The sequence below is a fragment of the Bradyrhizobium sp. IC4059 genome (genome assembly GCF_020193615.1).
Classification (GTDB): domain Bacteria; phylum Pseudomonadota; class Alphaproteobacteria; order Rhizobiales; family Xanthobacteraceae; genus Bradyrhizobium; species Bradyrhizobium yuanmingense.
In genome coordinates, this window is sequence record NZ_JADYVH010000013.1 from 109,973 (window position 1) to 133,637 (window position 23,665).

At 64.4% G+C, this 23,665-nt stretch carries 17 protein-coding genes and 1 tRNA gene; 16 read left to right on the plus strand and 2 right to left on the minus strand.

What is annotated here, in order from left to right:
* Nucleotides 1–19 precede the first annotated feature (19 nt).
* The 13 genes from I6F12_RS31425 to I6F12_RS31485 all read left to right on the plus strand — a co-directional run bounded on the left by I6F12_RS31425 (nucleotide 20) and on the right by I6F12_RS31485 (nucleotide 17,490).
* On the plus strand, nucleotides 20–1,756 hold the full coding sequence (locus I6F12_RS31425; RefSeq protein ID WP_225157997.1) for an EAL domain-containing protein: 1,737 nt from the start codon (nucleotides 20–22) through the stop codon (nucleotides 1,754–1,756).
* Nucleotides 1,757–2,006: 250 nt separating this feature from the next.
* Nucleotides 2,007–3,449 carry a sigma-54-dependent Fis family transcriptional regulator gene (locus tag I6F12_RS31430; protein WP_036002382.1) on the plus strand — a complete coding sequence of 481 codons (1,443 nt, stop codon included), beginning with the start codon at nucleotides 2,007–2,009 and terminating at the stop codon, nucleotides 3,447–3,449.
* 245 nt (nucleotides 3,450–3,694) lie between these two features.
* Nucleotides 3,695–5,728, plus strand: a complete 2,034-nt coding sequence (locus tag I6F12_RS31435) for an acyl CoA:acetate/3-ketoacid CoA transferase (protein ID WP_225157998.1) — start codon at nucleotides 3,695–3,697, stop codon at nucleotides 5,726–5,728.
* A 104-nt stretch (nucleotides 5,729–5,832) separates the two neighbouring features.
* A complete protein-coding gene (locus I6F12_RS31440) occupies nucleotides 5,833–7,017 on the plus strand; it encodes a substrate-binding domain-containing protein (RefSeq protein WP_036002387.1) in 1,185 nt (394 codons plus the stop codon).
* 200 nt (nucleotides 7,018–7,217) lie between these two features.
* A complete protein-coding gene (locus I6F12_RS31445) occupies nucleotides 7,218–7,994 on the plus strand; it encodes an ABC transporter ATP-binding protein (protein WP_225157999.1) in 777 nt (258 codons plus the stop codon).
* Nucleotides 7,991–8,713, plus strand: a complete 723-nt coding sequence (locus tag I6F12_RS31450) for an ABC transporter ATP-binding protein (RefSeq protein ID WP_057025905.1) — start codon at nucleotides 7,991–7,993, stop codon at nucleotides 8,711–8,713. The genes I6F12_RS31445 and I6F12_RS31450 overlap by 4 nt, the downstream gene beginning before the upstream one ends.
* Nucleotides 8,710–9,720, plus strand: a complete 1,011-nt coding sequence (locus I6F12_RS31455; RefSeq protein ID WP_036002397.1) for a branched-chain amino acid ABC transporter permease — start codon at nucleotides 8,710–8,712, stop codon at nucleotides 9,718–9,720. Before I6F12_RS31450 ends, I6F12_RS31455 begins: the two co-directional genes overlap by 4 nt.
* Complete coding sequence (locus I6F12_RS31460; protein WP_192893031.1) at nucleotides 9,717–10,802, plus strand: branched-chain amino acid ABC transporter permease; 1,086 nt, start codon at nucleotides 9,717–9,719, stop codon at nucleotides 10,800–10,802. Before I6F12_RS31455 ends, I6F12_RS31460 begins: the two co-directional genes overlap by 4 nt.
* 176 nt (nucleotides 10,803–10,978) lie before the next feature.
* The gene (locus I6F12_RS31465; RefSeq protein ID WP_225158000.1) at nucleotides 10,979–14,089 is read left to right on the plus strand and encodes an EAL domain-containing protein; all 3,111 of its coding nucleotides are present in this window, start codon (nucleotides 10,979–10,981) and stop codon (nucleotides 14,087–14,089) included.
* A complete protein-coding gene (locus I6F12_RS31470; protein WP_225113287.1) occupies nucleotides 14,089–15,126 on the plus strand; it encodes a diguanylate cyclase in 1,038 nt (345 codons plus the stop codon). The genes I6F12_RS31465 and I6F12_RS31470 overlap by 1 nt, the downstream gene beginning before the upstream one ends.
* 63 nt (nucleotides 15,127–15,189) lie before the next feature.
* Nucleotides 15,190–15,266 (plus strand) — tRNA-Arg (locus I6F12_RS31475).
* A gap of 385 nt (nucleotides 15,267–15,651) precedes the next feature.
* Nucleotides 15,652–16,485 carry an AraC family transcriptional regulator gene (locus I6F12_RS31480; protein WP_225153646.1) on the plus strand — a complete coding sequence of 278 codons (834 nt, stop codon included), beginning with the start codon at nucleotides 15,652–15,654 and terminating at the stop codon, nucleotides 16,483–16,485.
* Nucleotides 16,486–16,614: 129 nt separating this feature from the next.
* Complete coding sequence (locus I6F12_RS31485) at nucleotides 16,615–17,490, plus strand: SDR family oxidoreductase (RefSeq protein WP_225144829.1); 876 nt, start codon at nucleotides 16,615–16,617, stop codon at nucleotides 17,488–17,490.
* Between the two features lie 226 nt (nucleotides 17,491–17,716).
* Here the strand turns inward: I6F12_RS31485 and I6F12_RS31490 are convergent, their stop codons facing one another.
* Together I6F12_RS31490 and I6F12_RS31495 are read right to left on the minus strand one after the other, a co-directional pair.
* Nucleotides 17,717–17,926, minus strand: a complete 210-nt coding sequence (locus I6F12_RS31490; protein WP_225113284.1) for a hypothetical protein — start codon at nucleotides 17,924–17,926, stop codon at nucleotides 17,717–17,719.
* 96 nt (nucleotides 17,927–18,022) lie between these two features.
* Nucleotides 18,023–18,466 carry a TspO/MBR family protein gene (locus tag I6F12_RS31495; protein WP_225153648.1) on the minus strand — a complete coding sequence of 148 codons (444 nt, stop codon included), beginning with the start codon at nucleotides 18,464–18,466 and terminating at the stop codon, nucleotides 18,023–18,025.
* A 309-nt stretch (nucleotides 18,467–18,775) separates the two neighbouring features.
* Between I6F12_RS31495 and I6F12_RS31500 the strand changes: the two genes are divergently transcribed.
* The 3 genes from I6F12_RS31500 (at nucleotide 18,776) to I6F12_RS31510 (ending at nucleotide 23,547) form a co-directional block, all read left to right on the plus strand.
* Nucleotides 18,776–20,710, plus strand: coding sequence for an acyltransferase family protein (locus I6F12_RS31500; RefSeq protein ID WP_036038624.1), 1,935 nt, complete (start codon nucleotides 18,776–18,778; stop codon nucleotides 20,708–20,710).
* A gap of 193 nt (nucleotides 20,711–20,903) precedes the next feature.
* Nucleotides 20,904–21,998: a DNA polymerase IV gene (gene dinB, locus I6F12_RS31505; RefSeq protein WP_225158001.1), complete on the plus strand. Its 1,095-nt coding sequence runs from the start codon at nucleotides 20,904–20,906 to the stop codon at nucleotides 21,996–21,998.
* A gap of 103 nt (nucleotides 21,999–22,101) precedes the next feature.
* Nucleotides 22,102–23,547 carry a HAMP domain-containing sensor histidine kinase gene (locus I6F12_RS31510; protein ID WP_050995909.1) on the plus strand — a complete coding sequence of 482 codons (1,446 nt, stop codon included), beginning with the start codon at nucleotides 22,102–22,104 and terminating at the stop codon, nucleotides 23,545–23,547.
* Nucleotides 23,548–23,665: the final 118 nt, after the last annotated feature.

Below are 23,665 nucleotides of genomic sequence, written 5' to 3' on the forward strand. Positions count from 1 at the left end.
AACAAGATTCATGACTTCTATGAACGACAATCAATATTCCGGCGCGACTGAAGCCGAGCTCGGTTTTCTCAAGGAAATCGTTAGAATGCTGCCGGCCGGCCTCACCGTGCAGGACGCGCATGGCGAGTTGCTGCTGGTCAACGATGCCGCCGCCGCGCAGCTCGGCCTGGACGGCAGCCGTCCTTCACCCGATCTGACGCCGCGGCGCGAGGCCTGCCGCCAGGCCCTGAGCGACGGGCAGCCGGTCGTGACCGAGGAAGCGCTTCACGTCGGCGCCGCGCGAAAGGTGCTGCTCACGACCCATCGCCCCGTTCGTCTCGACGGACGCGAGCTGCTGATCTCGGCATCCTCCGACATCACCGAGCAGAAGAATTTCGAGGACCAGCTGTTCCGCTCGGCCTATTTCGACGAGCTGACCGGGCTGCCCTCGCGCCGCGTGATCGAGCACCGCGCCAATGCCTTGCTCGCGCGCGACGACGGCGGCGAACGCTTTGCGTTGGCCTTCCTCGACGTCGACAATTTCAAGCACATCAACGACTATTACGGCCACGCCGTGGGCGACGCGCTGCTGGTCGAGCTGGCGAAGCGGCTCGGACGGGACTTGCGCGATTCCGACATGCTCTCGCGCATCTCGGGCGACGAATTCCTGCTGCTGCTGTCACCGGTCCAGAGCCAGGAGGAAGTCGCCGAATTCATGCAATCGACGCTGGAACGGCTGACCGCGCCGTTCTTCATCGACCATTCGGAAGTGTTCGCCTCGACCTCAGTCGGCATCAGCCTCTATCCCGACCATGGACGCAGCTTCGAAACGCTGCGGCAGAACGCGGACATCGCGATGTACCGCATCAAGAACAATGGCAAGGGACTGGCCGCCTTCTTCGATGCCAGCATGGAGCGCGAGGCGCAGGCGCGGATGAAGGTCGAGCAGTCGCTGCGGCTCGCCATCCTGGAAAAGCGCTTCTGCTGCGCCTTCCAGTCCAAGGTCGACATCCGCACGCAGGCCGTGAAGGGCATCGAGGCCCTGGTGCGCCTGCGCGACGACGAAGGCGTGATCCAGGCGCCCGGCTCGTTCATCAATCTCGCCGGCGAGCTCGGCCTGATCGACGAGCTGACCCATCTCGTGCTCGCCGAGATCGTCAAGTCGATCGACCTGATCAACGACACGTTCGGCCCGGAAGCGACCATCAGCATCAACGTTGCCGCCAAGCAGGCCGGCAATCCCGAGTTCATGCGCAGCTTTGCGCAGGCGCTGGAGGAGACCGGCTTTCCGCAGCGGTTCATGATCGAGGTGACGGAAGATGCTTTCGTCGCCAAGAATCATTTTCAGGACGAGATCCTGCCGATGTTCCGCAAGCTCGGCGTCGGCGTCTCCATCGACGATTTCGGCACCGGCTATTCCTCGCTCTCGGCGCTGGCCGACATCACCGCCGACGAGATCAAGATCGACCGCTCCTTCATCACCGACATTCATAATCGTCCGCGCAGCCAGGGTATCCTGCGCGCGATCGAATCCTTGAGCGAGGCGCTCGGCATGACGGTGATCGCCGAAGGCCTCGAAACCTACGAGGAGCTGGCCTATCTGCAGGCCGCCACCAAGATCCGCTACGCGCAGGGCTATTATTTCTCCCGACCGATCTTCCTGGAGGAGCTGAAGCTCGCAACGCCCTCCTCGAGCGAGGCGCGGGTCAGCGTGGCAAGCCGCCCGGCGCAACAGCACCGCCAGGGCTATTCGCGGGCGAGCGGGTATCGAAGGTAGGGGCGGCGCGACACATACCGCTGTCGTCCCGGGGCGCGAAGCGAACCCGGGACCCATACCCAAAAGGAAAGACTCGGAGTGGGAGCGTCGCGCAGCACTGCGCCCTGTGATTATGGGTCCCGGGCTCGCGCTTTGCGCGCCCCGGGACGACAGCGATTGTTCAGCGCCCATTCCTCCTTTGGCGCCATTTCCCCCTTTGAAATCGCTGCACTTTTGCTAATACACGGGGCGGACCTCCCCGAGGTATCTCATGCCTGCCGCCGCCTCCTCGATCAGCGATCCCGCCTATCTCCGTGCGCGCGCGATGGAAACGCTGTTCGAGCGGCTGGAGAAGCTCTGCGAGGGCGCGATTGCGATCGATCGCGGCGGGCGCGTCGTCTACGTCAACGAGAAATATCTTGCCGCGCTCGGTCTCGACCATGCCAGCGAGGCGATCGGCCGGTCGATCGAGGAGGTCATCCCGAACAGCCTGATGCGGAAGGTGGCCGAGACCGGCGAGCCGATCCTGCTCGACATCATGGAGCTCGGCGGCGAGCAACTCGTCGTCACCCGCATGCCGATCGAGGACGAGAACGGGACGGTGATCGGCGCGATCGGCTTCGTGCTCTATGATCATCTCGAAAGCCTGAAGCCCCTGCTCGCCCGCGTCGCCCAGCTCGAGAGCGATCTGCGGCTGGCGCGGCGGCAATTGTCCAACGCCCGCGCGGCGCGCTTCACCTTTGCCGATTTCGTCGGCACGACGCCGGCGATCGCGCGCGCCAAGGAGATCGCCAGCCGCGCCGCGCGGCAGAGCGTCACCGTCCTGCTCACCGGCGAAACCGGGACGGGCAAGGAGATGCTGGCACAGGCGATCCACAACGCCTCCTCGCGCGCCGACAAGCCGTTCGTCAGCGTCAACGTCGCCGCGATCCCCGAGACGCTGATCGAGTCGGAGTTCTTCGGCACTGCGCCGGGCGCCTATACCGGCGCCGACCGACGGGGACGCGAGGGCAAGTTCCGCATCGCTGACGGCGGCACGCTGTTCCTCGACGAGATCGGCGAGATGCCGCTGCAATTGCAGGCCAAGCTGCTGCGCGTGCTGCAGGAGCGCGAGATCGAGCCGCTCGGCTCGGACAAGATCACCAGGGTCGACGTCCGCGTCATCGCCGCGACCAATGTGGACCTGCGCAAGCGTGTCAGCGACGGCGCATTTCGCGCCGATCTCTACTACCGGCTCAACGTGCTTTCAGTCGACCTGCCGCCGCTCCGCCACTGCCTCGACGATCTCCCCGATATCTGCGCCCGGCTGCTCGACGACATCAGCGCGTCGGGCGACTACGTCAAGGCGAAGATCACGCCGAGCGCGCTCGCTGCGCTCGCCCGTTACGATTGGCCGGGCAATGTCCGCGAGCTCCGCAACATCCTCGAGCGCGCGCTGATCCTCAGCGATTCCGGGCGGCTGACCGGCGAGGATGTCGCCCGCATCCTCCCCATCGGCACCGAGGTCAGGCTCGCACCGGCCGAGCGCCCGGCCGGATTGGTGGTGCCCTATGCCGAGGCCGAGGCCGAGTTCGAGAAGCACACGCTCGAGCAGGCGCTCGCCGCCAGCAACGGCCAGATCACCGAGGCCGCCAGGATGCTGCGGATCTCGCGCGCGACCTTCTACAAGAAGCTCGCCAAGTTCGGCCTCGCCTCGGGATCGGCGCCCGTCTGAGTTTCGAGACACCGGACTGTCCGGAGTCTCGGATTCCGGACACCGCACCCGGCTGCTCTTCCGGGACAGATTGCAGGCAATTGCCGCAGATTTCAGCGGTTTTGCGCGACGTTGCGGGATCTGGCGCGGACCTTGCTCTCCGCTTTGCCGTCTTTCCTTCGCGAGGAGCAACCTGTTCCGGGGCAGCGCTTCGCGATAAGATCAAGCACAACAAGGCCTACGGTCCAGGGAGCGGGAGGAACGCCGTGAGCCATCATCCAGCTCTGCCTTACTTGCGCAATTCCGAGAAGGGCAAGGTCGTCTCGGCGAATGAAGCCGTCATGCTGATCCGCGACGGCGACACGGTGGCGACCGGCGGCTTCGTCGGCATCGGCTTTGCCGAGGAGATCGCCGTCGCACTGGAGGAGCTCTATCTGTCCCATGAGGGCGATGCCCCCTATACGCAAGGCAAGCCGCGCAATCTGACGCTGGTCTACGCGGCCGGGCAGGGCGACGGCAAGCAGCGCGGCCTCAATCATTTCGGACATGAAGGCCTGGTGCGGCGCGTGATCGGCGGGCATTGGGGCCTTGTGCCGAAACTGCAGCAGCTCGCGATCGCGAACCAGATCGAGGCCTATAACCTGCCGCAGGGCGTCATCACGCACCTGTTCCGCGACATCGCCGCGCACCGGCCCGGCCACATCACCCGTGTCGGCATGGGCACCTTCGTCGACCCCCGGCACGGCGGCGGCAAGCTGAACGCACGCACCACCGAGGACCTGGTGGAGCTGATCACGCTGCGCGGCGAGGAGTGCCTGCTCTACAAGACCTTCCCGATCGATGTCGGGATCATCCGCGCCACCACCGGCGATCCCGACGGCAATCTCACCATGGAGAAGGAGGCCCTGACGCTGGAGGCGCTTGCCATCGCCATGGCGGCGCATAATTCCGGCGGCATCGTCATCGCCCAGGTCGAGCGCGTCGCCGAGGCCGGCAGCCTCAATCCGCGTCAAGTGAGGATTCCCGGCATCCTCGTCGACTGTGTCGTGGTGTCAAGGCCCGAGAACCACTGGCAGACTTTCGGCACGCAATACAATCCGGCCTTCTCGAGCGAGATCCGGGTCCGCGCCGCCTCGCTGCCGGTGATGCCGATCAACGAGCGCAAGATCATCGCCCGGCGCGCGGCGCTGGAGCTGAAGGCCAACAGCGTCGTCAATCTCGGCATCGGCATGCCCGAGGGGATCGGCTCGGTCGCCAATGAAGAGCGGATCATCGACCTCATCACGCTGACGGCGGAGCCGGGCGTGATCGGCGGCATCCCGGCGAGCGGCATCGATTTCGGCGCGGCGATCAACACGCAGGCGGTGATCGACCAGCCGTACCAGTTCGACTTCTACGACGGCGGCGGTTTGGACGCCGCCTTCCTTGGGCTTGCCCAGGTCGACCGCGCCGGCAACCTCAATGTCAGCAAGTTCGGGCCGAAGCTCGCAGGCGCTGGCGGCTTCATCAACATCAGCCAGAACGCCAAGGAAGTGATCTTCGTCGGCACGTTCGGTGCGGGCAAGCAACGCATCGCGGTGAAGGACGGCAAGCTCGTCATCCTGGACGAGGCCACGTCGCGCAAATTCGTCGAGAATGTCGAGCACGTCACCTTCAGCGGCCCGTTTGCCGCCGCGCGCAAGCAACGCACCCTTTACGTCACCGAGCGCTGCGTGTTCGAGCTCCGGGAGGACGGGCTCGAGCTCGTCGAGGTCGCGCCCGGCATCGACATCGAGCGCGACATCCTGCGCCTGATGGACTTCAAGCCGCTGATCCCGCGCGACCCCGCCCTGATGGACGCGCGCATCTTCGGCGACGGCCTGATGGATCTGCGCGAGCGCCTGCTCACCATCCCGCTCGACCAGCGCTTCACGCTGGACGAGCAGCAGAACCTGTTCTTCGTCAATCTCGAGCGCTATCCGCTGCGCAGCAAGGCGGAGATCGACACCATCGCCGCCATCGTCGAGGCCCGCCTGGCGCCGCTCGGACGCCGCGTCTACGCCATCGTCAATTATGACAATTTTTCTATCCTGCCGGAACTGATGGACGATTATTCGGCCATGGTGCGCAGCCTCGTCGACCGCTTCTATTCCGGCGTGTCGCGCTACACCACGTCGGGTTTCCTGCGCATCAAGCTCGGCGAAGCCCTGGAGAAGCGCGGCGTCGCGCCGCACATCTTCGAGAGCGCGGAGGAAGCGCAGTCGGACTGGCGCCAGGTCGAGGCCGGCGCGGCGCGCAATGCGAGCCAGGCTCAAAAATGATGCATGCTCTCGCGCCGGCGCACGCCGCCGGAAGGATCAATTGCAATGTTCGTGACGTTGTGCAAATCGCTGTTGGCAGAAACTTTACATCAGGAGGGACCATCGTGCGTCGATCACTCATCATAACAACAACCATCCTCGCGCTCGGCGCGGGCACCTCCGCGCTCGCCGACGATCTCAAGATCGCGCTGATCTACGGCAAGACCGGTCCGCTCGAGGCCTACGCCAAGCAGACCGAGACCGGCCTGAAGATGGGATTCGAATACGCCACCAAGGGCAGCATGACGCTCGACGGCCGCAAGATCGTCATCATCACCAAGGACGACCAGGGCAAGCCGGACCTCGCCAAGGCCGCGCTCTCGGAGGCCTATCAGGATGACAAGGTCGATATCGCGATCGGCACGACCTCGTCGGCCGCGGCGCTCGCCATTCTTCCCGTCGCCGAGGAGAACAAGAAGATCCTGATCGTCGAGCCCGCGGTCGCGGACCAGATTACCGGCGAGAAATGGAATCGCTACATCTTCCGCACGGCGCGCAACTCCTCGCAGGACGCGATCTCCAACGCGGTCGCGATCGGCAAGCAGGGCGTCACCGTGGCGACGCTGGCGCAGGACTACGCCTTCGGCCGCGACGGCGTCGCCGCGTTCAAGGAGGCGCTCGCCAAGACCGGCGCGACGCTCGCGGCCGAAGAATATGCCCCGACCTCGACCACCGACTTCACCGCGGTCGGCCAGCGCCTGTTCGACGCGCTGAAGGACAAGCCGGGCCGCAAGGTGATCTGGGTGATCTGGGCCGGCGCCGGCAATCCGCTGGCCAAGCTCCAGGACATGGACCCGAAGCGCTACGGCATCGAGCTCTCCACCGGCGGCAACATCCTGCCGGCGCTCGCCGCCTATAAGGGTCTGCCCGGCATGGAAGGCGCGACCTACTACTTCTATGAGATCCCGAAGAACCCGGTGAACGACTGGCTCGTCGCCGAGCATCAGAAGCGCTTCAACGCGCCGCCGGACTTCTTCACCGCGGGCGGCTTTGCGGCTGCGATGTCCGTCGTCGCCGCCGTCACCAAGGCGAAGTCGACCGACACCGAGAAGCTGATCAGCGCGATGGAGGGCCTGGAGTTCGACACGCCCAAGGGCAAGATGGTGTTCCGGAAAGAGGACCATCAGGCGCTGCAGAGCATGTATCACTTCAAGGTCAAGGTCGATCCGAACGTCGCCTGGGCCGTGCTCGAGCCGGTGCGCGAGCTGAAGATCGAGGACATGAACGTTCCGATCAAGAACAAGCGGTAAGCTTTCTTGCTTCACCTCTCCCGCTCTCGTCCGCCGAAGCCTTGGCGAAGGCGGATGCGGAGAGGCCGGGAGAGGACTCCTTCCTCTTGGGGGTTCTCGCCTGCGGAGACAGCCCTCTCCCCGACCCTCCCCCGCAAGCGGGGGAGGGAGCGCAGCGTGACCTGCGGATCTATCTCGTTTCATCATTTGCCAGACTCTCCATGCCGCTCACCCTCGAAACCCGCGACCTCACCATCCGCTTCGGCGGCCATGTCGCGGTCAACAATGTCTCCTGCACGTTTCGCCCGGGCGAGCTCACCGCCATCGTCGGGCCGAACGGCGCCGGCAAGACCACCTATTTCAATCTGATCTCGGGCCAGCTGCGGGCATCCGGCGGCAGCATCCTGTTCGACGGCGCCGACATCACCGAGCATTCCGCACCAATGCGCACCCGTGCGGGTCTCGGACGTGCTTTCCAGCTCACCAATCTCTTCCCGAACCTCTCAGTGGAAGAGAATGTCCGCCTCGCAGTGCAGGCGGCAGCGGGCACGCATTACGACATGCTGCGGCCCTGGATGGTGCGCCGCGACCTGATCGCGCGCGCCGACGCCATTCTCGACCAGGTCGCGCTCGGCAATCGCCGCGGCGTCACTGCGACCGCGTTGTCGCATGGCGACCAGCGCAAGCTCGAGGTGGCGCTGATGATCGCGCTCGAGCCAAAAGTCTTCATGTTCGACGAGCCGACCGCCGGCATGAGCATCGACGAGGTGCCGATCGTCCTGAACCTGATCGCGCAGCTCAAGCAGGACAGGAGCAAGATCATCCTCTTGGTCGAGCACAAGATGGACGTGGTGCGCTCGCTCGCCGACCGCATCATCGTGCTGCATAACGGGCAGCTGGTGGCGGACGGCGTACCTGCGGAGGTGATCGCCTCGCCGATCGTGCAGGAAGCCTATCTCGGCATCGCGCCCAAGAACGCTGCAGGGAGCGCAGCATGAGCGATCTCCTCAAGCTTTCCGGCGTGCACACCCATATCGGGCGCTATCACATCCTGCAGGGCATCGATCTCGCCGTTGCGGAAGGACAGGTCACGATGCTGCTCGGCCGCAACGGCGCCGGCAAGACCACGACGCTGCGGACCATCATAGGCCTGTGGCAGGCCTCGAAAGGCGAGATCACCCTGGCAGGCCAGCGCATCGAGAGCCTTGCGACGCCCGACATCGCGCGGCTCGGCGTCGGCTACGTGCCGGAGAGCATGGCAGTGTTCTCCGATCTCACGGTGAAGGAGAACCTGGTGCTGGCGGCGCGCGACGCGCCGCTCGACGACAAGCAGCTGGATTGGATCTTCGGCTTCTTCCCGGCGCTGCGCCGCTTCTGGCTGTCGCGCGCGGGAAGCCTGTCGGGCGGGCAGAAGCAGATGCTGTCGATTGCGCGCGCGATCGTCGAGCCGCGCAAGCTGCTCCTGATCGACGAGCCGACCAAGGGCCTCGCGCCCGCCATCGTGATGGCGCTGATCGAGTGCCTGAAGGAGATCAAGCGCAAGGGCGCCACGATCCTGATGGTCGAGCAGAATTTCTTTGCCGCCCGCGAGCTCGGTGACAACGTGCTGGTGATGGACAACGGCACCATCGTTCATCGCGGCGAGATGGCGGCACTCGCCGCCGACGTGCCGCTGCAGGAGCGGCTGCTCGGCCTGAGCCTGGAGGCGCATCAGTGACAGACCTTGCCGCAACCGATCCGCTGCCGAAGCCGAAGCGCGATCTCGCGCCGATCCTGCTGCCGCTCGCGCTCGCGCTGCTGATGATCCCGCTGATCGGATCGACCTCGTCCTGGCTGACGCTGACCGTCGCGAGCCTCGCCATGGGCATGATGATCTTCATCATGGCCTCAGGGCTAACGCTGGTGTTCGGCCTGATGGACGTGCTCAATTTCGGCCACGGCGCCTTCATCGCCGTCGGCGCCTATGTCGCGACCCTGGTGCTGGCGCCGTTCGCGGCGTCCATCCAGGCCGATTCGCTCTGGATGAACCTCGCGGTGCTGGGGCCAGCCGCGCTGCTCTCAATGGCGGTGTCGGGTGCGCTCGGCCTCGTCGTCGAGCGCGTGCTCATCCTTCCCGTCTACGGCCAGCACCTGAAGCAGATCCTGATGACCACCGGCGGCCTGATCGTCGCCGAGCAGACGCTCTATGCGCTGTGGGGGCCGCAGATCATCCCGATGCCGCTGCCGGCCTCGCTGCGCGGCTCCTTCATCATCGGCGACGTCGCGATCGCCAAGTACCGCGTGCTGGCGATGCTGATCGGGCTTTCCGTCTTCATCGCGATCCAGCTCGTGCTCAACCGCACCAAGCTCGGCCTCCTGATCCGCGCCGGCGTCGAGAACCGCGAGATGGTGGAGGCGCTCGGCTACCGCATCCGCCGCCTGTTCCTCGGCGTGTTCATGACCGGATCGGCGCTGGCCGGCCTCGGCGGCGTGATGTGGGCGCTTTACCGCGAGCAGGTGCACGCCTCCATGAGTGACGACCTCACCGTCCTGATCTTCATCGTCGTCATCATCGGCGGGTTGGGATCGATCGGCGGCTGCTTCATCGGCGCCATCCTCGTCGCCATGGTCGCCAATTACGGCGGCTTCCTGGTGCCGAAGCTCGCCCTCGTCTCCAACATCCTGCTGATGGTCGCCATTCTGATGTGGCGGCCGCGCGGCCTCTATGCGGTGACCAGCCGATGATGATCCTCTCAGGCGATCCGCCGCGCAGCCGCGTCCTGACGCTCGTTCTCGTCGTCATCATCCTGGCGCTGGCGGCAACGCCATTCCTGTTCCCGGGCGCCAAGGCACTGAACGTCGCGGCCAAGATCTGCATCTTCGCAGCCCTCGTCGCCTCCTACGATCTCCTGCTCGGCTATACCGGCTCGGTGTCGTTCGCCCACACCATGTTCTACGGCATCGGCAGCTACGCGATCGCGATCGCGCTGTACGGCATGGGTCCGAACTGGGCCGCGGTCGCCACCGGCATCGTCGCCGGCCTGCCGCTCGCAGCCCTGCTTGCGCTCGCCATCGGGCTGTTCTCGCTGCGGGTCGCGGCGATCTTCTTCGCCATGATCACGCTCGCGGTCGCCTCGGCCTTCCAGGTGCTGGCCTCGCAGCTGTCCTGGCTGACCGGTGGTGAGGACGGGCGCAGCTTCCAGCTGCCGGAGCTGCTGCGCCCCGGCACGGTGCTGATCTCCAAGAACCTGTTCGGCTTCGAGATCAACGGCCGCATCCTGACCTTCTACCTGGTGTTCGCGATCTCGGCCCTGATGATCCTCGCGCTGCTGCGCGTCGTGAACTCGCCGTTCGGGCGCGTGCTGCAGGCGATCCGCGAAAATCGTTTCCGGGCCGAGGCGCTCGGCTTCCGCACCGTGTTCCACCTCACCTACGCCAACTGCCTCGCCGCTCTCGTCGCAGCCAGCGCCGGCATCCTGAATGCGCTGTGGCTGCGCTATGCAGGTCCCGACACCTCGCTGAGCTTCTCCATCATGCTCGACATCCTGCTGATGGTGGTGATCGGCGGCATGGGCACGATCTACGGCGCGATCATCGGCGCCACCATCTTCATCCTCGCCCAGAACTATCTGCAGTCGCTGATGGGCGTCGCCTCCAAGGCGGCGGGCGAAGCCGGGCTGCCGTTGCTGCCGGGGCTGTTGCATCCCGACCGCTGGCTGCTGTGGCTCGGGCTGCTGTTCATCGCCAGCGTCTATTTTTTCCCGACCGGCGTGGTCGGACGGCTGCGCCATGGCGGCGGCAAGAAGCCCGCAGGACCCGGGCATTAACCGATGATTCACGATGCGGCGCCGCGATTGCAGCGTGCGCGACAGAAGCGCCGCGTGCGATGGGCGCAGCGCTAGGATGGATGCGATCACACGAGCCGGATTAATGCTTAGGTAACTGGCTTTCCTAAGGTTTGCGCCATTTGTGCGGTGTATTCGTGGTCCTCCAGCGAGGGGGAATGCGCCAGGTCTTTGCCAGCGTAGCAGCCGGAATGTCTCGAGCCGCGAGGAACGGCTGGGAGGCCTTGGCGCGGCGTGGTCCCGTCCTGTGGCTGACCCTGTGCGGCGTGCTTCTGGTCGCGGGAATCTTCATCGCCACGGCCATCGCCGTCGGCGAGTTTCGCGAGCGGACCCTCGCCAACCGCGAACGCGAGCTCGAGAACACGGTGAAGCTGATCGCGCGGCATTTCGATCAGCAATTCGAGGATTCCGACGTCGTCGCCGCCGACCTGATCGGACAGATGAACCTGGCGGAGATCACCTCGCCTGCGATGTTCCGCGAGCGCATGTCCGGGCCTGCGCCAAACCAGATGCTGCGCAGCAAGATCAGCTCCGTGTCGTATCTCGGCGACATCGCGATCTACGATGCCGAGGGCGATCTGATCAACTGGTCGCGGGCCCAGCCGCTGCCCAAGATCAACATCTCCTCGCGCGGCTATTTCCAGTCGTTCAAGTTCAACCCGGCGGCCGAGCCGGTCATCCTGGAATCGGTCCGCAGCCTCATCATCGGCAAATGGACCACGGTCGTCGCACGCCGGCTGCGCGGCGCGGACGGCACATTCCTCGGCGCCATGGTGCGGCGGATCGACCCGAGCAGCTATCAGCAATATTTCGCTTCGGTCGCGCTCGCCGACGGCACGGCCATCTCGCTGTTCGATCGCGAGGGCAAGATGCTGGCGCGCTATCCGCACGCCGAGGAGCTGATCGGGCGGAACTTCAAGGACGGGCCGCTGATGCAGAAAGTGCTGGCCGAAGGCGGTCAGCAGACGCTCCGCGGCAGGAGCCCCGTCACCGGTGAGGAGCGGCTCGGCTCGGCTGCGTCGCTGACGCATTTCCCGCTGGTCATCATCGCCACCAACACCACGGCAGCGGCACTTGCGGACTGGCGGCAGCAAACCGGCTTCATGGTGGCCACGGCAGGCGTCGCGGCCAGCGTGATCGCGCTGATCCTCTATCTGATCATCCGCCAGATCAACCGGCAGAACCGCGAAGCCCAGCAGCGCATCGAAGCGGAGCGGCTGCGGCTCGACACCGCCCTCAACAACATGTCGCAAGGGCTGATCCTGTACGACGCGGGCGGCACCATCGTCACCTGCAACCGCCGCTACGCCGACATGTTCGGCCTGTCCCACGACGTCATCAAGCCCGGCTGCCACATCCGCGAGGCGATGTATCATCGCAAGGAGCGCGGCGCATTCGATGGCGATGTCGAAGCGTTTTGCGCCGACGTCATGAGGGTCGTCGCCGAAGGCACGGTCTCGACGAGAACGCATCAGCTGGCCAACGGCCGCGCCTTCCAGGTCATCAACACGCCGCTCGCGCAGGGCGGCTGGGTCGCCACGATCGAGGACATCACCGAGCAGCGCAATCTGGAGCAGGAGCGCGACCGCAACTACACCTTCCTGCGCGAGATCATCGACCATATCCCGTCACGGATCACCGTGAAGGATGCCCGCACGCGGCGCTACCTGCTGGCCAACCAGGTGGCCGAGCAACAACTCGGCGAAACCAGCAAGACGATCGTCGGCAAGACCGCGTTCGATCTCTATCCGGCAGAAACCGCCGGGATCATCACCCGGGACGACGACAAGCTGCTGCAATCGCCGGACGGGCTGTTCCTGGACGAGCACGTGTGGACCACGCCAAGCATCGGACGGCGCTACATCACGTCCACCCGGATCGGAATCCGCGACAGATCGGGCGAGCCGCGCTACATCATCAATGTCGTCGAGGACGTCACGGAGCGGCGGCGCGATCACGAGAAGATCGCGCATATGGCGCATTACGACGCGCTGACCGACCTGCCGAACCGGGCCCTGTTCCGCGAGCAGATCGAATGCGAGCTGGAGAAGGTCGCCGAAGGCGGCCAGTTTGCGCTGCTCTACATCGACGTCGACGAGTTCAAGGGCATCAACGATTCGCTCGGTCATCACGTCGGCGACGAGCTGTTGAAGGCGATAGGCGGCCGTCTGCGCGGCTGTCTCAAGCAGGGCGATTTGATCGCGCGGCTCGGGGGCGACGAATTCGCCGTGATCCAGACCGACATCGGGTCTTCCGCCGACGTGCTGTCCTTCGTGAAGCGGATCTACCAGGCGATCCGGCAGCCCTATCATTGCCTCGGCCATCAGCTCTCCACCGATGCCAGCATCGGCATCGCGCTGGCGCCCCAGGACGGCGCCGATCTCGATCAGCTGGTCAAGAACGCCGACCTCGCGATGTACGGGGCCAAGGCCGAGGGGCGGCGCACCCACCGCTTCTTCGAGCCCGCAATGGATGCCTGCGCCAAGGCACGCCTCAGCATGGAGCAGGATTTACGCCAGGCCCTCGTCAACGGCGGCTTCGAGATTCACTATCAGCCGCTGGTCGACCTGCGCTCGGGTGAAGTCTCCGGCTGCGAGGCGCTGCTGCGCTGGCGCCATCCCCAGCGCGGCATGGTGTCGCCGGCGGAGTTCATTCCGGTCGCCGAGGACACCGGCCTCATCACCGAGCTCGGCGACTGGGTGCTGCGCACCGCCTGCAGTGAGGCCGCGACCTGGCCGGCGCATGTGCGCCTCGCGGTCAACGTCTCGCCCGTGCAGCTCAAATGCGACACGCTGGCGCTGCGAATCGCGGGCGCGCTCGCCGCCTCCGGCCTCGACCCGCGCCGGCTCGAGCTCGAGATCACCGAGGCCGTGCTGATCCGCGACGACGAGGCGGCGCTCTCGATCCTGCACCAGTTGCGGTCGATCGGCGTGCGCATCGCGCTCGACGATTTCGGCACCGGCTATTCCTCGCTGAGCTATCTGAAGCGCTTCCCGTTCGACAAGATCAAGATCGACCGCTGCTTCGTCGTCGACATCGCCGAGGCGAGCGGCTCGCCCATCATCGTGCAGGCGGTGGTGAACATCGCGGCCGCCAGCAGCATGACCACGGTCGCCGAGGGCGTCGAGACCGAGGCGCAGCGCGACATGCTGCGCGCGCTCGGCTGCACGCAGATGCAGGGCTATCTGTTCAGTGCACCGAAGCCGGCCAGCGAGGTACGCAAGCTGTTCGGTACCTCCGATGGCTTGCCCGTGGCTGCGGTGGCCTGATGCCGAAGTCGCGCAAGGCGCTCGACGTCGCCGATTCCTACGCCGTCCGGCTGATGCAGCACCTCGTGGTGCCGACCTTCGTGATTGACCCGAAGCGCCGCGTCGTGATCTGGAACAGAGCCTGCGAGCGGCTGACCGGCGTCGGGGCCGCCGAAGTGATCGGCACCAGCAAGCACTGGCAGGCATTCTACGAGACGAAGCGCCCCTGCCTTGCCGACCTCGTCGCGCTCGACCGGCCCGAGCAGTTGCCGGAGTATTATTCGGAATATGCCGCGCGCGGCCACAACGGGCTCGGCTTCTCAGCGGAGAACTGGTGCGTGATGCCCAAACTCGGCAGCCAGCTCTATCTCGCCATCGACGCCGGCCCGATCCACGACGAGGCCGGCAACCTGATCGCGGTGGTGGAGACGCTGCGCGACCTCACCGACCAGAAGCGCGCCGAGATGGCGCTGAAGGAGCTCGCGACCAAGGACGGGCTCACTGGCCTCGCGAACCGCCGCGCCTTCGACCAGATGCTGCTCGGCGAATGGGCCCGTGCCCAGCGCACGCAGAAGCCGCTGGCGCTGCTGTTCGTCGACGTCGACCATTTCAAGCTGTTCAACGACCAGCACGGCCACCAGAGCGGCGACGAGTGCCTGCGCGCGGTCGCTGACGTCGTCAGCCGGCATGCGGTGCGCCCGCTCGACCTCGCCAGCCGCTATGGCGGCGAGGAGTTTGCGCTGATCCTCCCCGACATGGATTGCGACAGCGCCTGCATGGTGGCCGAGGCGATCCGCTGCGCCGTGATGGCCTTGGCGATCGCCCATGGCGCGATCGGCGCCGGCGACCACGTTACCCTCAGCGTCGGCGTCGCAAGCCATATTCCCGGCGGTGCCGACGGCGGCCCCGACCGGCTGCTCGGCGCGGCCGACGAGGCGCTCTATGTCGCCAAACGGCTCGGCCGCAACCGCGTCATCTGCGCCGACAGGAGTTTGGCCGAATTCGCCGCCCTCGGCGGCAAGCCGGTTCCGGACCCGGTCAGGCGCAAATCGGCCTGAAGCGCGCTTCCATCGAGAAGCGGTTGCCCGCCCCGCGCCAATCGGCTAAATGAACCTCGACTAGCACCCGTAGCTCAGCTGGATAGAGCGTTGCCCTCCGAAGGCAAAGGTCACACGTTCGAATCGTGTCGGGTGCGCCATTTTGTGATTTGCGCGATATTGTCACCGATTGACGCGCAGCTCCCTCGATGCGGCGCGCTACCTCAACTAGCCCTACCTCAACTAGCCCTCGGCAGGCAGCTTCATCTGGCCGGTCGCTTCATCAATCTCCCTGATGGCCTGTATCGCGAAGCACACCCCAGATCAGGATAGAGTGACCAAGCGCGAAGCAGCGGAATGTCGCTCGCGCTACCGAACCGCCCCACATTCACCAGAGCCTTTTCGATCACGTCTTCGATGCAACGGCCTCGGCTCGCAGCCAGTTCTGCCCGCCGGAGCCTCTCTCCCGGAGCAACGAATGTTACCGATTGGCGGCGAGATACCGGGCTTGATGCGACGTACACCGTCCCCCAAATCTCACGTCGGATGTTCAATCGCATCGACATAGCCCGGTTCACATGGGGGAGCGTGCGCGTAGCGCACCTCCGTCTGCCGCCCGCGGCGGACGCAGGTGATGCATCGCTCGCGCTGCCTGGAGCGATCGCGGTGGGGTTTAACGGCCAGAAGAACGCCGCTGTAATGCTGGCGAATGGACGCACGGTCGCTCGCGATGCGCCTGCCGGAACAATCGGTCTGACCGGCGGAGAACCGGTCAAATGGGTGCGAACAACTTCGCCCGCTGAAGTGGTAGAAATTTCAGCGGATGGCTCGCTGCGGAGGCAAATTGCCGAGGAACTTGGTGCTGAGGGCCATGCCGATCTTGCCGATATTCATGGCTGGGAGAACTTTCACGCATGGGCGATCGTTGACCGTTTCCGCGCAGCCGCGCGCGGGAGGCATCATTTGAACGACGTCGAACGCGATTCATTGGTGCGGACCCTCTACGCGATTGTCTTGTGCGGAAAATTCGGAGGGCGGGCGATCGAGCGCTCAAAAGGCTCGCTGGATACTCGGCGCCTGCGCAGAGTGCTGGATTTTGTAGAAGCACACACCGCCACGGATCTGACGCTCGCGCGGCTGGCCGAAGTTGCGGCACTAAGTCCGTTTCACTTTGCCAGGGCGTTCAAGGCCGCCACCGGATCTCCGCCGCATCAATATGTGTCGAGCCGCCGCCTAGAGCACGCGCGCCAACGCCTTCGGAACACGCCCGATAGCGTTGAAGCGATCGCCGCCGACCTCGGCTATTCGAACATCAATCATTTTCGTCGTCAGTTCCGTGCCCGGACAGGTCTGTTGCCGTCTGATATCCGCGCGCGCTGAAGCAAAAGAGAGCAAGAATCGACCTGCCGCGCAGCGGCCTCATGCCTCTAGGTTCGCGTGACCGGAGAGCCAAGCCGTTTTTGTGAACGACGGCCTGCTGACATGCTGAAGCGGAGGCGCAGGATAACCATGACTCAAAACGAAAACATTTGGCTATCGCGTCGTTCGATGACACTTGGCATCACCGCGGCGGCGGCTACGGCGGCTGCAGTCGGTCGAACAGACGCCCAAACGAATCAGTCGGGAGACCCAACCCGTGTTCTCGCGGGAAAAGTCGCGCTAATCACCGGAGGGCCGCGCAATCTCGGCCGCGCATATGCAGCAGGACTCGCAGCGGACGGTGCGAGCATCATGATCCACTATCATGACGCGGGCGATCGAGCTGATGCCGAGACTGCAGCGCACCTTGTCCGCGCACAGGGTGCTCGTGCCGCCACTATCGAAGGCGAACTCCACGAAATGCCGACTCATTCGCGCCTCGTGGAGGCGACGCTGCGCGAATTCGGTCGCATCGACATACTGATCAACAACGCCGGTCGCATGGTCAAGAAGCCGGTGGCCGAAATCAGCGAGGCCGAATACGACGACGTGTTCGGAGTGAACGCCAAGGCGAGCTTTTTCATAATGAAGGAGGTGAGCCGTCATCTTCCGGACGGTGGGCGAATCATTAATGCATGCTCGTCGCTGATCGACGGCTACCTTCCCAACTATGCGTTATATCAGGGATCGAAAGCAGCTCTCGAACAGTTCACGCGCTCCATGGCGCGCGAACTCGGGCCTCGCGGTGTCACGGTCAATGCCGTTGCGCCCGGACCGATAGATACACCCTTCTATCGGGCGCCTGAGGACGCGGCCGCCATCGCCTACGCGACGCGTCTTTCTGTAGCGGGGCGCCTCGGCACGGTCTCCGACGTCGTTCCGCTGATTCGGTTCCTTGCGTCGCCAGCATCGCATTGGGTCACGGGCCAGACTGTCTATATTAACGGCGGCTACACCGGGCGATAAACTACTCGAAAGCGACGCACGAAAGATCTTTCGATCTCATCATTGGCGGCATTGCGTAAGATTTGTCCGGGCGTTCGATATCCCCCGGGCACAATCCGGAGCTGCTCGCGATGCTGACCCCGGCGCTGGGCAGCGCACTGGACGAGAGCTCCGCGCGCAGGAAGCAGCGCCTCTCACCCACTGACCCGCAGCACCCGAACCGTGAAGACGAGCACGAGGCCGGCCCTCACGTCAGCATCGCGATGATCGCCTGGAGCTGGTCGGACGCTGCCGTCACCAATCCATCGTATGACGTGTGGCCGTGTGCGGCGGCGTTCAGGATGCATTCGGCGACGGCCGCTTTCAGGCCGAACACGGATTGATGCGCCGGTACGCTTGCCATCACGGTCTCCAATGCCTGACGCATCGTGTGAATGAGCTCGGAGCTGTATTGCATGGGCCTTGTCCTCCGCGGGCTCATATGGAAGCACAGGCTACGGCTTGCCACTCACAAGCGTGAGATCGTTTTTTGAATCCATCCGGACTGAGCGCCTCAATTCAAGCGCCAGATCGCCGCATTGAGCACACCGGCGAACACGACCCAGGCTGCGTAGGGCACGAACAATGCGGCGGCGAGCCTGTCGCGTGACAGCTCGAGACCGATGTAGGTCACGATCGCGATGAACAGGCCGACGAGAATGACGAGCGCGGCGCCGATCTGGTGCATCGTGAACATGAGCGGAGACCAAATGAAGTTGAGCGCCATTTGCGCCGCCCAGGCCAGCATCGCCTTGCCCCTGGGCTCACGGCGAAAGGTTCGCCACCCCGCAACAGCGATCAGAACGTAAAGGATGGTCCAGGCGATCGGGAACGCCCAGTTCGGCGGGACGAAGCTCGGCTTGGCAAGGCCGGCATACCATTCACCGGGGGGATTGGTCGCGCCGATCAACCAGCCGGTGCCGACGACGCCCGCCACGAAGACCAACAACTGAAGCATCCGTCACCTCGCCCTTCTCATCATCCGATTGTAACATCCTTCCATGAGCCAATCCGACTCGATGCCTGGCGCAGCCGCGGCCGTGCGACGAGAAGCGATGCGCTGAGCGCCATGGCAAAGTCCTGCGTCTTCTCGCAGCAGCGTCGGATGGGTTGCCGACGTTGACGGAGACGGCCTGACCGGGGCGAGCCCGATTGGGGGGGGGAATTCGGCCCGTCCTGCGGTTGAGGAACGCATGCGGGCGCGCTAAAGGCAAGCGGGCGCGCGCGGATCCGCAGTCGGACGAACCGCCGCCAGTGGATTCAGCACTTGGTTACAAAGCTATCCCATCGACGCGACATTGACGGGCTCCGGGCGATCGCCGTCTTGAGCGTATTCCTCTATCATTTGGACGTTCCGCCGTTCGGCGGCGGCTTCGTTGGCGTCGACCTGTTTTTCGTCGTGTCCGGCTATCTGATCTCTCGGATCATTCTCAGCGAGGCTGATCGCGGCGAATTTTCGCTCCAGCGATTTTACGAGCGCCGCATCCGGCGCCTCTTTCCCGCAGCGATCGTCACCATCATCGGCATCTTGGCCGTCGGTGGCCTCTGGTTTTCTCCGGAGCTTTTCAAGGGCCTGACTCAAGACGCCGTGGCTACGCTGGTATCGGTCTCGAATTTCTACTTCTGGCGCGGCAGCCACGCCTATTTCGCCAACTCGACCGATCCCAGCCCCGTGCTTCACTTCTGGTCGCTGGCCGTCGAGGAGCAATTCTATCTGTTTTGGCCCGTGTTCATTCTGCTGGGGCGCCGATTGCTCGGTCGCGCACTGCCTTTGCTCATTCTTGGCATCGCAATTCTTTCGCTCGGCGTCGCGCAAGCGACACTCGCAACCGACAGCTCGGGTGCTTTCTACCTGCCGACCTGTCGCGCCTTCGAATTTGCGATCGGAGCGCTGGTCATCTTTGCTGAGCAGAGGCTAACCTTCCCGGCCGGAGCGCGCTCGCTGTTGGCTGCCGCCGGATTCGCTTTGATCGCTTACGCGGTCGTCAGCTTCGACAGTGCGACCTCCTTCCCTGGCGCGACGGCCCTCATCCCATGCCTGGGTGCAGCCTGCGTGATCTTGGCGGGCGAGCGTCACGTCCTTTCGCCTGTCCTGACCAATCCGCTGAGTGCGGGGATCGGGCTGGTGTCCTACTCGCTCTACCTCGTGCACTGGCCCCTGATCGTCTACGCAAACTACATCCTGGGCGATGACGCCAAGTCGGTTGCGGTGAAAGTGCTGATCGTCGCCCTCGCGATGGCGCTGGCTGCGCTGATGTATCGGCTGATCGAACAGCCGTATCGCGCGGGTCGCTCGTCACTGCTGCGAGTCGCCGGCCCCGCCGCCGCGACGATCGTCGCGCTCGCGATTGTTGCATTTGTGGCCAACCGCCAAGATGGCTGGCCATGGCGGCTCCCGGCACAGGCCCGCGAGGTCGCCGATCTGCAGCGATTCGGCTTCTGGCCGTGCGCCAAGAGCGCACAATCGAAATGTGCCTTCGGTTCATTGAGCGACCCCGTTGGCGTGCAAGTGCTCGGCGACTCCTTCGCCGAGCATTATGTCGCAGCGCTGGACCCGGCGGCAAAGCGCGCCGCCGTCCGGGGAGAAGCCTATACGGCCGAAGGTTGTCCGTTGCTCGTCGGGCTGGTGCGAACAGCGTTCGACGGCTCGCAGGACTGCAAACGCCAGCGCGATACCTACCTCGCCGCGATCAGGCAGAACCAGGCTCCAATCGTGCTCAGTCAATCCTGGATGACCTACGGCGATGCGCTCCGCAACGAGCTCGCGCCGGAGGTCAATGCACCGGCCCTGCAGGTCTGGCGGGCCGGCATCGAGAACACGATCCATGAGCTGGGCGGCAGCGGACGACGCATCCTGATCATAGCGCCCGGAGTCGAGCCGGGCTGCCGCAGTCCGATGTCCCGCTTCGCACCGGGACCCCTCTGGCACGCGCCAAGCAAGCCCTGTCCTGCTGTGCCCCTTGATCGCGTGCAGGCCGACAATCGCGAATTCCACGCCATGCTTGAGGAGATCCGGAGCCGCTACCCGAACCAGGTCTTTCTGCTCTATCCAGAACGCTATTTGTGCGGAGAAGCCGAGTGTCCGACCGCCATGGACGGCCTCTGGCTCTATTGGGACGTCAATCACCTCACGGTCGCAGGTGCGCAGCGCGTTGGCGACGGAGCCTCAAGCCAGCTCCTTGAGTTCATCCGGGGCAAGTAGGAGCCTCTGCCTCTCCCAAGCGATCGCGGCCGAGCCGAAGCCATCTCGACTGAACGGAACTGACGAGCGCCTCTCGTCACGAGCCTGAGATGGCTTTTGACCCTGCCGCGATTGTGCAGCTCAATTCAGCCGCCGGATCGACGGAAGCATCCCTCAGCTCGCGCATCTCCCCACGCGATTGTATCATCTTGCGATGAGCGAATCCGACCCGACGACCGGCGAGCCTGTCCGCAAGATCATCCATATCGACATGGATGCGTTCTATGCGTCGGTGGAGCAGCGTGACAATCCGAAGCTGCGCGGCAAGCCGGTCGCGGTCGGCGGCTCCGCGGAACGCGGCGTCGTTGCGGCTGCGAGCTACGAGGCTCGCAAGTTCGGCGTCCGCTCGGCCATGCCGTCGGTGACGGCGAAGCGGCAATGTCCCGACCTGATCTTCGTCAGGCCGCGCTTCGAGGTCTACAAGGCGATCTCCAGGCAAATCCGCGACATCTTTGCCGAGCACACGCCCGTCATCGAGCCGCTGTCGCTCGACGAAGCCTATCTCGACGTGACGGAGAACCTGCAAGGCATCCCGCTGGCGCGGGACATCGCGCTCGAGATCCGCGCGAAGATCAAGGCGGAGACCGGCCTCACCGCGTCGGCGGGCATCTCCTACAACAAGTTTCTGGCCAAGCTCGCGTCCGATCATCGCAAGCCGAACGGCCAGTTCGTGATCTCGCCGGAGATGGGGCCGGCCTTCGTCGAGCCGCTGCCGGTCGGCAAATTCCACGGCATCGGTCCGGCGACGGCTGCGAAGATGAACGCGCTCGGCCTGTTCACCGGCCGGGACATCCGCAACCAATCGCTGGAGTTCATGAACGCGAATTTCGGCAAGTCAGGCGCGTATTATTATTGGATATCGCGCGGCGTCGACGAGCGGCCGGTCCGCGCCAACCGGATCCGCAAATCCGTCGGCGCGGAGAACACGTTCTCGACCGACCTCGATGCGTTCGACGCGCTTGCCGCCGAGCTAAGGCCGCTCGTCGACAAGGTCTGGCGGCATTGCGAGGCGACGGGCAATCGCGGCCGCACCGTCACCCTGAAGATCAAGTTCGCCGATTTCGAGATCATCACGCGCAGCCGATCCGTCGCGGCGTCCGTTGCCGGACGCGACGATCTGGAGCGGCTGGCCTGCGGCCTGCTCGAAGCCGAGATGCCGCTGCCCAAGCGCGTCAGGCTGCTTGGGGTCTCGCTGTCGTCGCTCCACGCCGCCGGCGAGTCGGAGCCGCAGCTGACGCTGGGCATCTGAACGCGGCTTGAGGCCCCTTCGGTGAACGCGGCATCTTTATCCGCGACGCGGCGCCAAACCTGTCGTAGATACACCAGACATGACTTTTCGCGATTGAGTTTGGATGCTTGCCTTATTGATACGCCTCGGACTGCGCTTCGAAGACCGCATCGAGGAACGCCGGTTTGTCGACCAATATGTCCGGGGCAGTCTCGGATGGACGCAGATCGCGATGCTGCTTGGCGCCGCCACCTATGCCAGCTACACGCTCTGGGATTGGGTGCTCTACCCCGAAGTCGTGCCGACCACGCTCGCAATCCGCGGTGGAACCGCCGTGGTCATCCTGCTCCCGCTGACGGCGCTGCTGTCGCGGCGCCGGATGAAGCCATGGGCGGAGACGATCTTTCTCATCTATTGCGTCATCCCCGGCTGCATTCTGCCGAGCATCTATCTCGTGCTTCCCTCGGGCTTCACCTTTGCCGCGCCCGGCATGATGATGATCATACTGTTCGTCTCGACCATGCTGCCCTTGCGGATCGGCTCGCTGGCGATCTTCTGCCTGCTGTCGTGGGTGGCGCTGCTGGTCGCCGAGACATTCGCGTCGACAATGCCGACCGGCCTGAGCTTCATCAACCATTCTCTCGTCGGCAACGCCTACGCATTGTCGCTCTACGCGGTGGCTGCGCGCGAGTACCGGGCGCGAAAGCAGTTCCGGACATCCGAGGCGCTGCAACGGGAAAAGGAACGCTCCGAGAAATCGTTGCGCGATCTGCGCGCGACCCAGGAGCATCTCGTGCAGGCGGAAAAGCTCGCCTCGCTCGGGCAATTGGTGGCAGGTGTCGCTCACGAGGTCAGCACCCCGCTCGGCCTCGCCTTGACGACGTCGACGGCCATGCAGGATGACCTGCAAACGATGAGTGATGCATTGGGCGGAGCATCGGTCCGGCGGTCCGATCTAACCAAGGGCATTGACCGGCTCAAGCAGGGGCTCAACCTGACCTTCGAAAATCTGCACCGCGCATCCGAAATGGTGCACAGCTTCAGGCAGGTCGCGGTCCATCAAGCCGATGAGGACCGGCGCAGTTTCGAGCTCAGGGATTGGCTATCGGAGTTGATGTCCCGGCTCGGGCCATTGCTGTCGCATCATGCCCTGACCGTGGAGGTACACTGCCCGGCGGGAATCAAGCTCAACAGCTATCCCGGAGCGCTTGCTCAGGTGATCAGCAATCTCGCCCTCAACACTGCAGCGCATGCGTATCCTGACAAGAGAGGCGGCCGGTTCGTGATCACGGTAAACCAACCGAATCCGAGATCAGTCCGCCTTGTCTGCGCTGATGAAGGCGTCGGAATCCCTGACCACCTGCAGGCGCACATCTTCGATCCATTCGTCACGACAAGTCGCGAGAAAGGCAATGCCGGTCTGGGACTGCACATCGCGTTCAATCTCGTCACCTCATCGCTCAACGGGCGCTTGCTGCTCGAGAGCAAGGCGAGTCCGGGAACTCAGATCGTCATCGAAATTCCCGTTGAAGAACACGTTGCAAGAGAACCGCGAAGACTAGAGGTTTGACACTATTGCGAGCGGTTCTGTGTCGATCTTCGAGGCACTGCCTGACATGAAGCTGACAGACCAGCCTCTTTTTCGATTTCGACGCGCTGCTCTGAACAAGATGCACTCCATTGGCTGT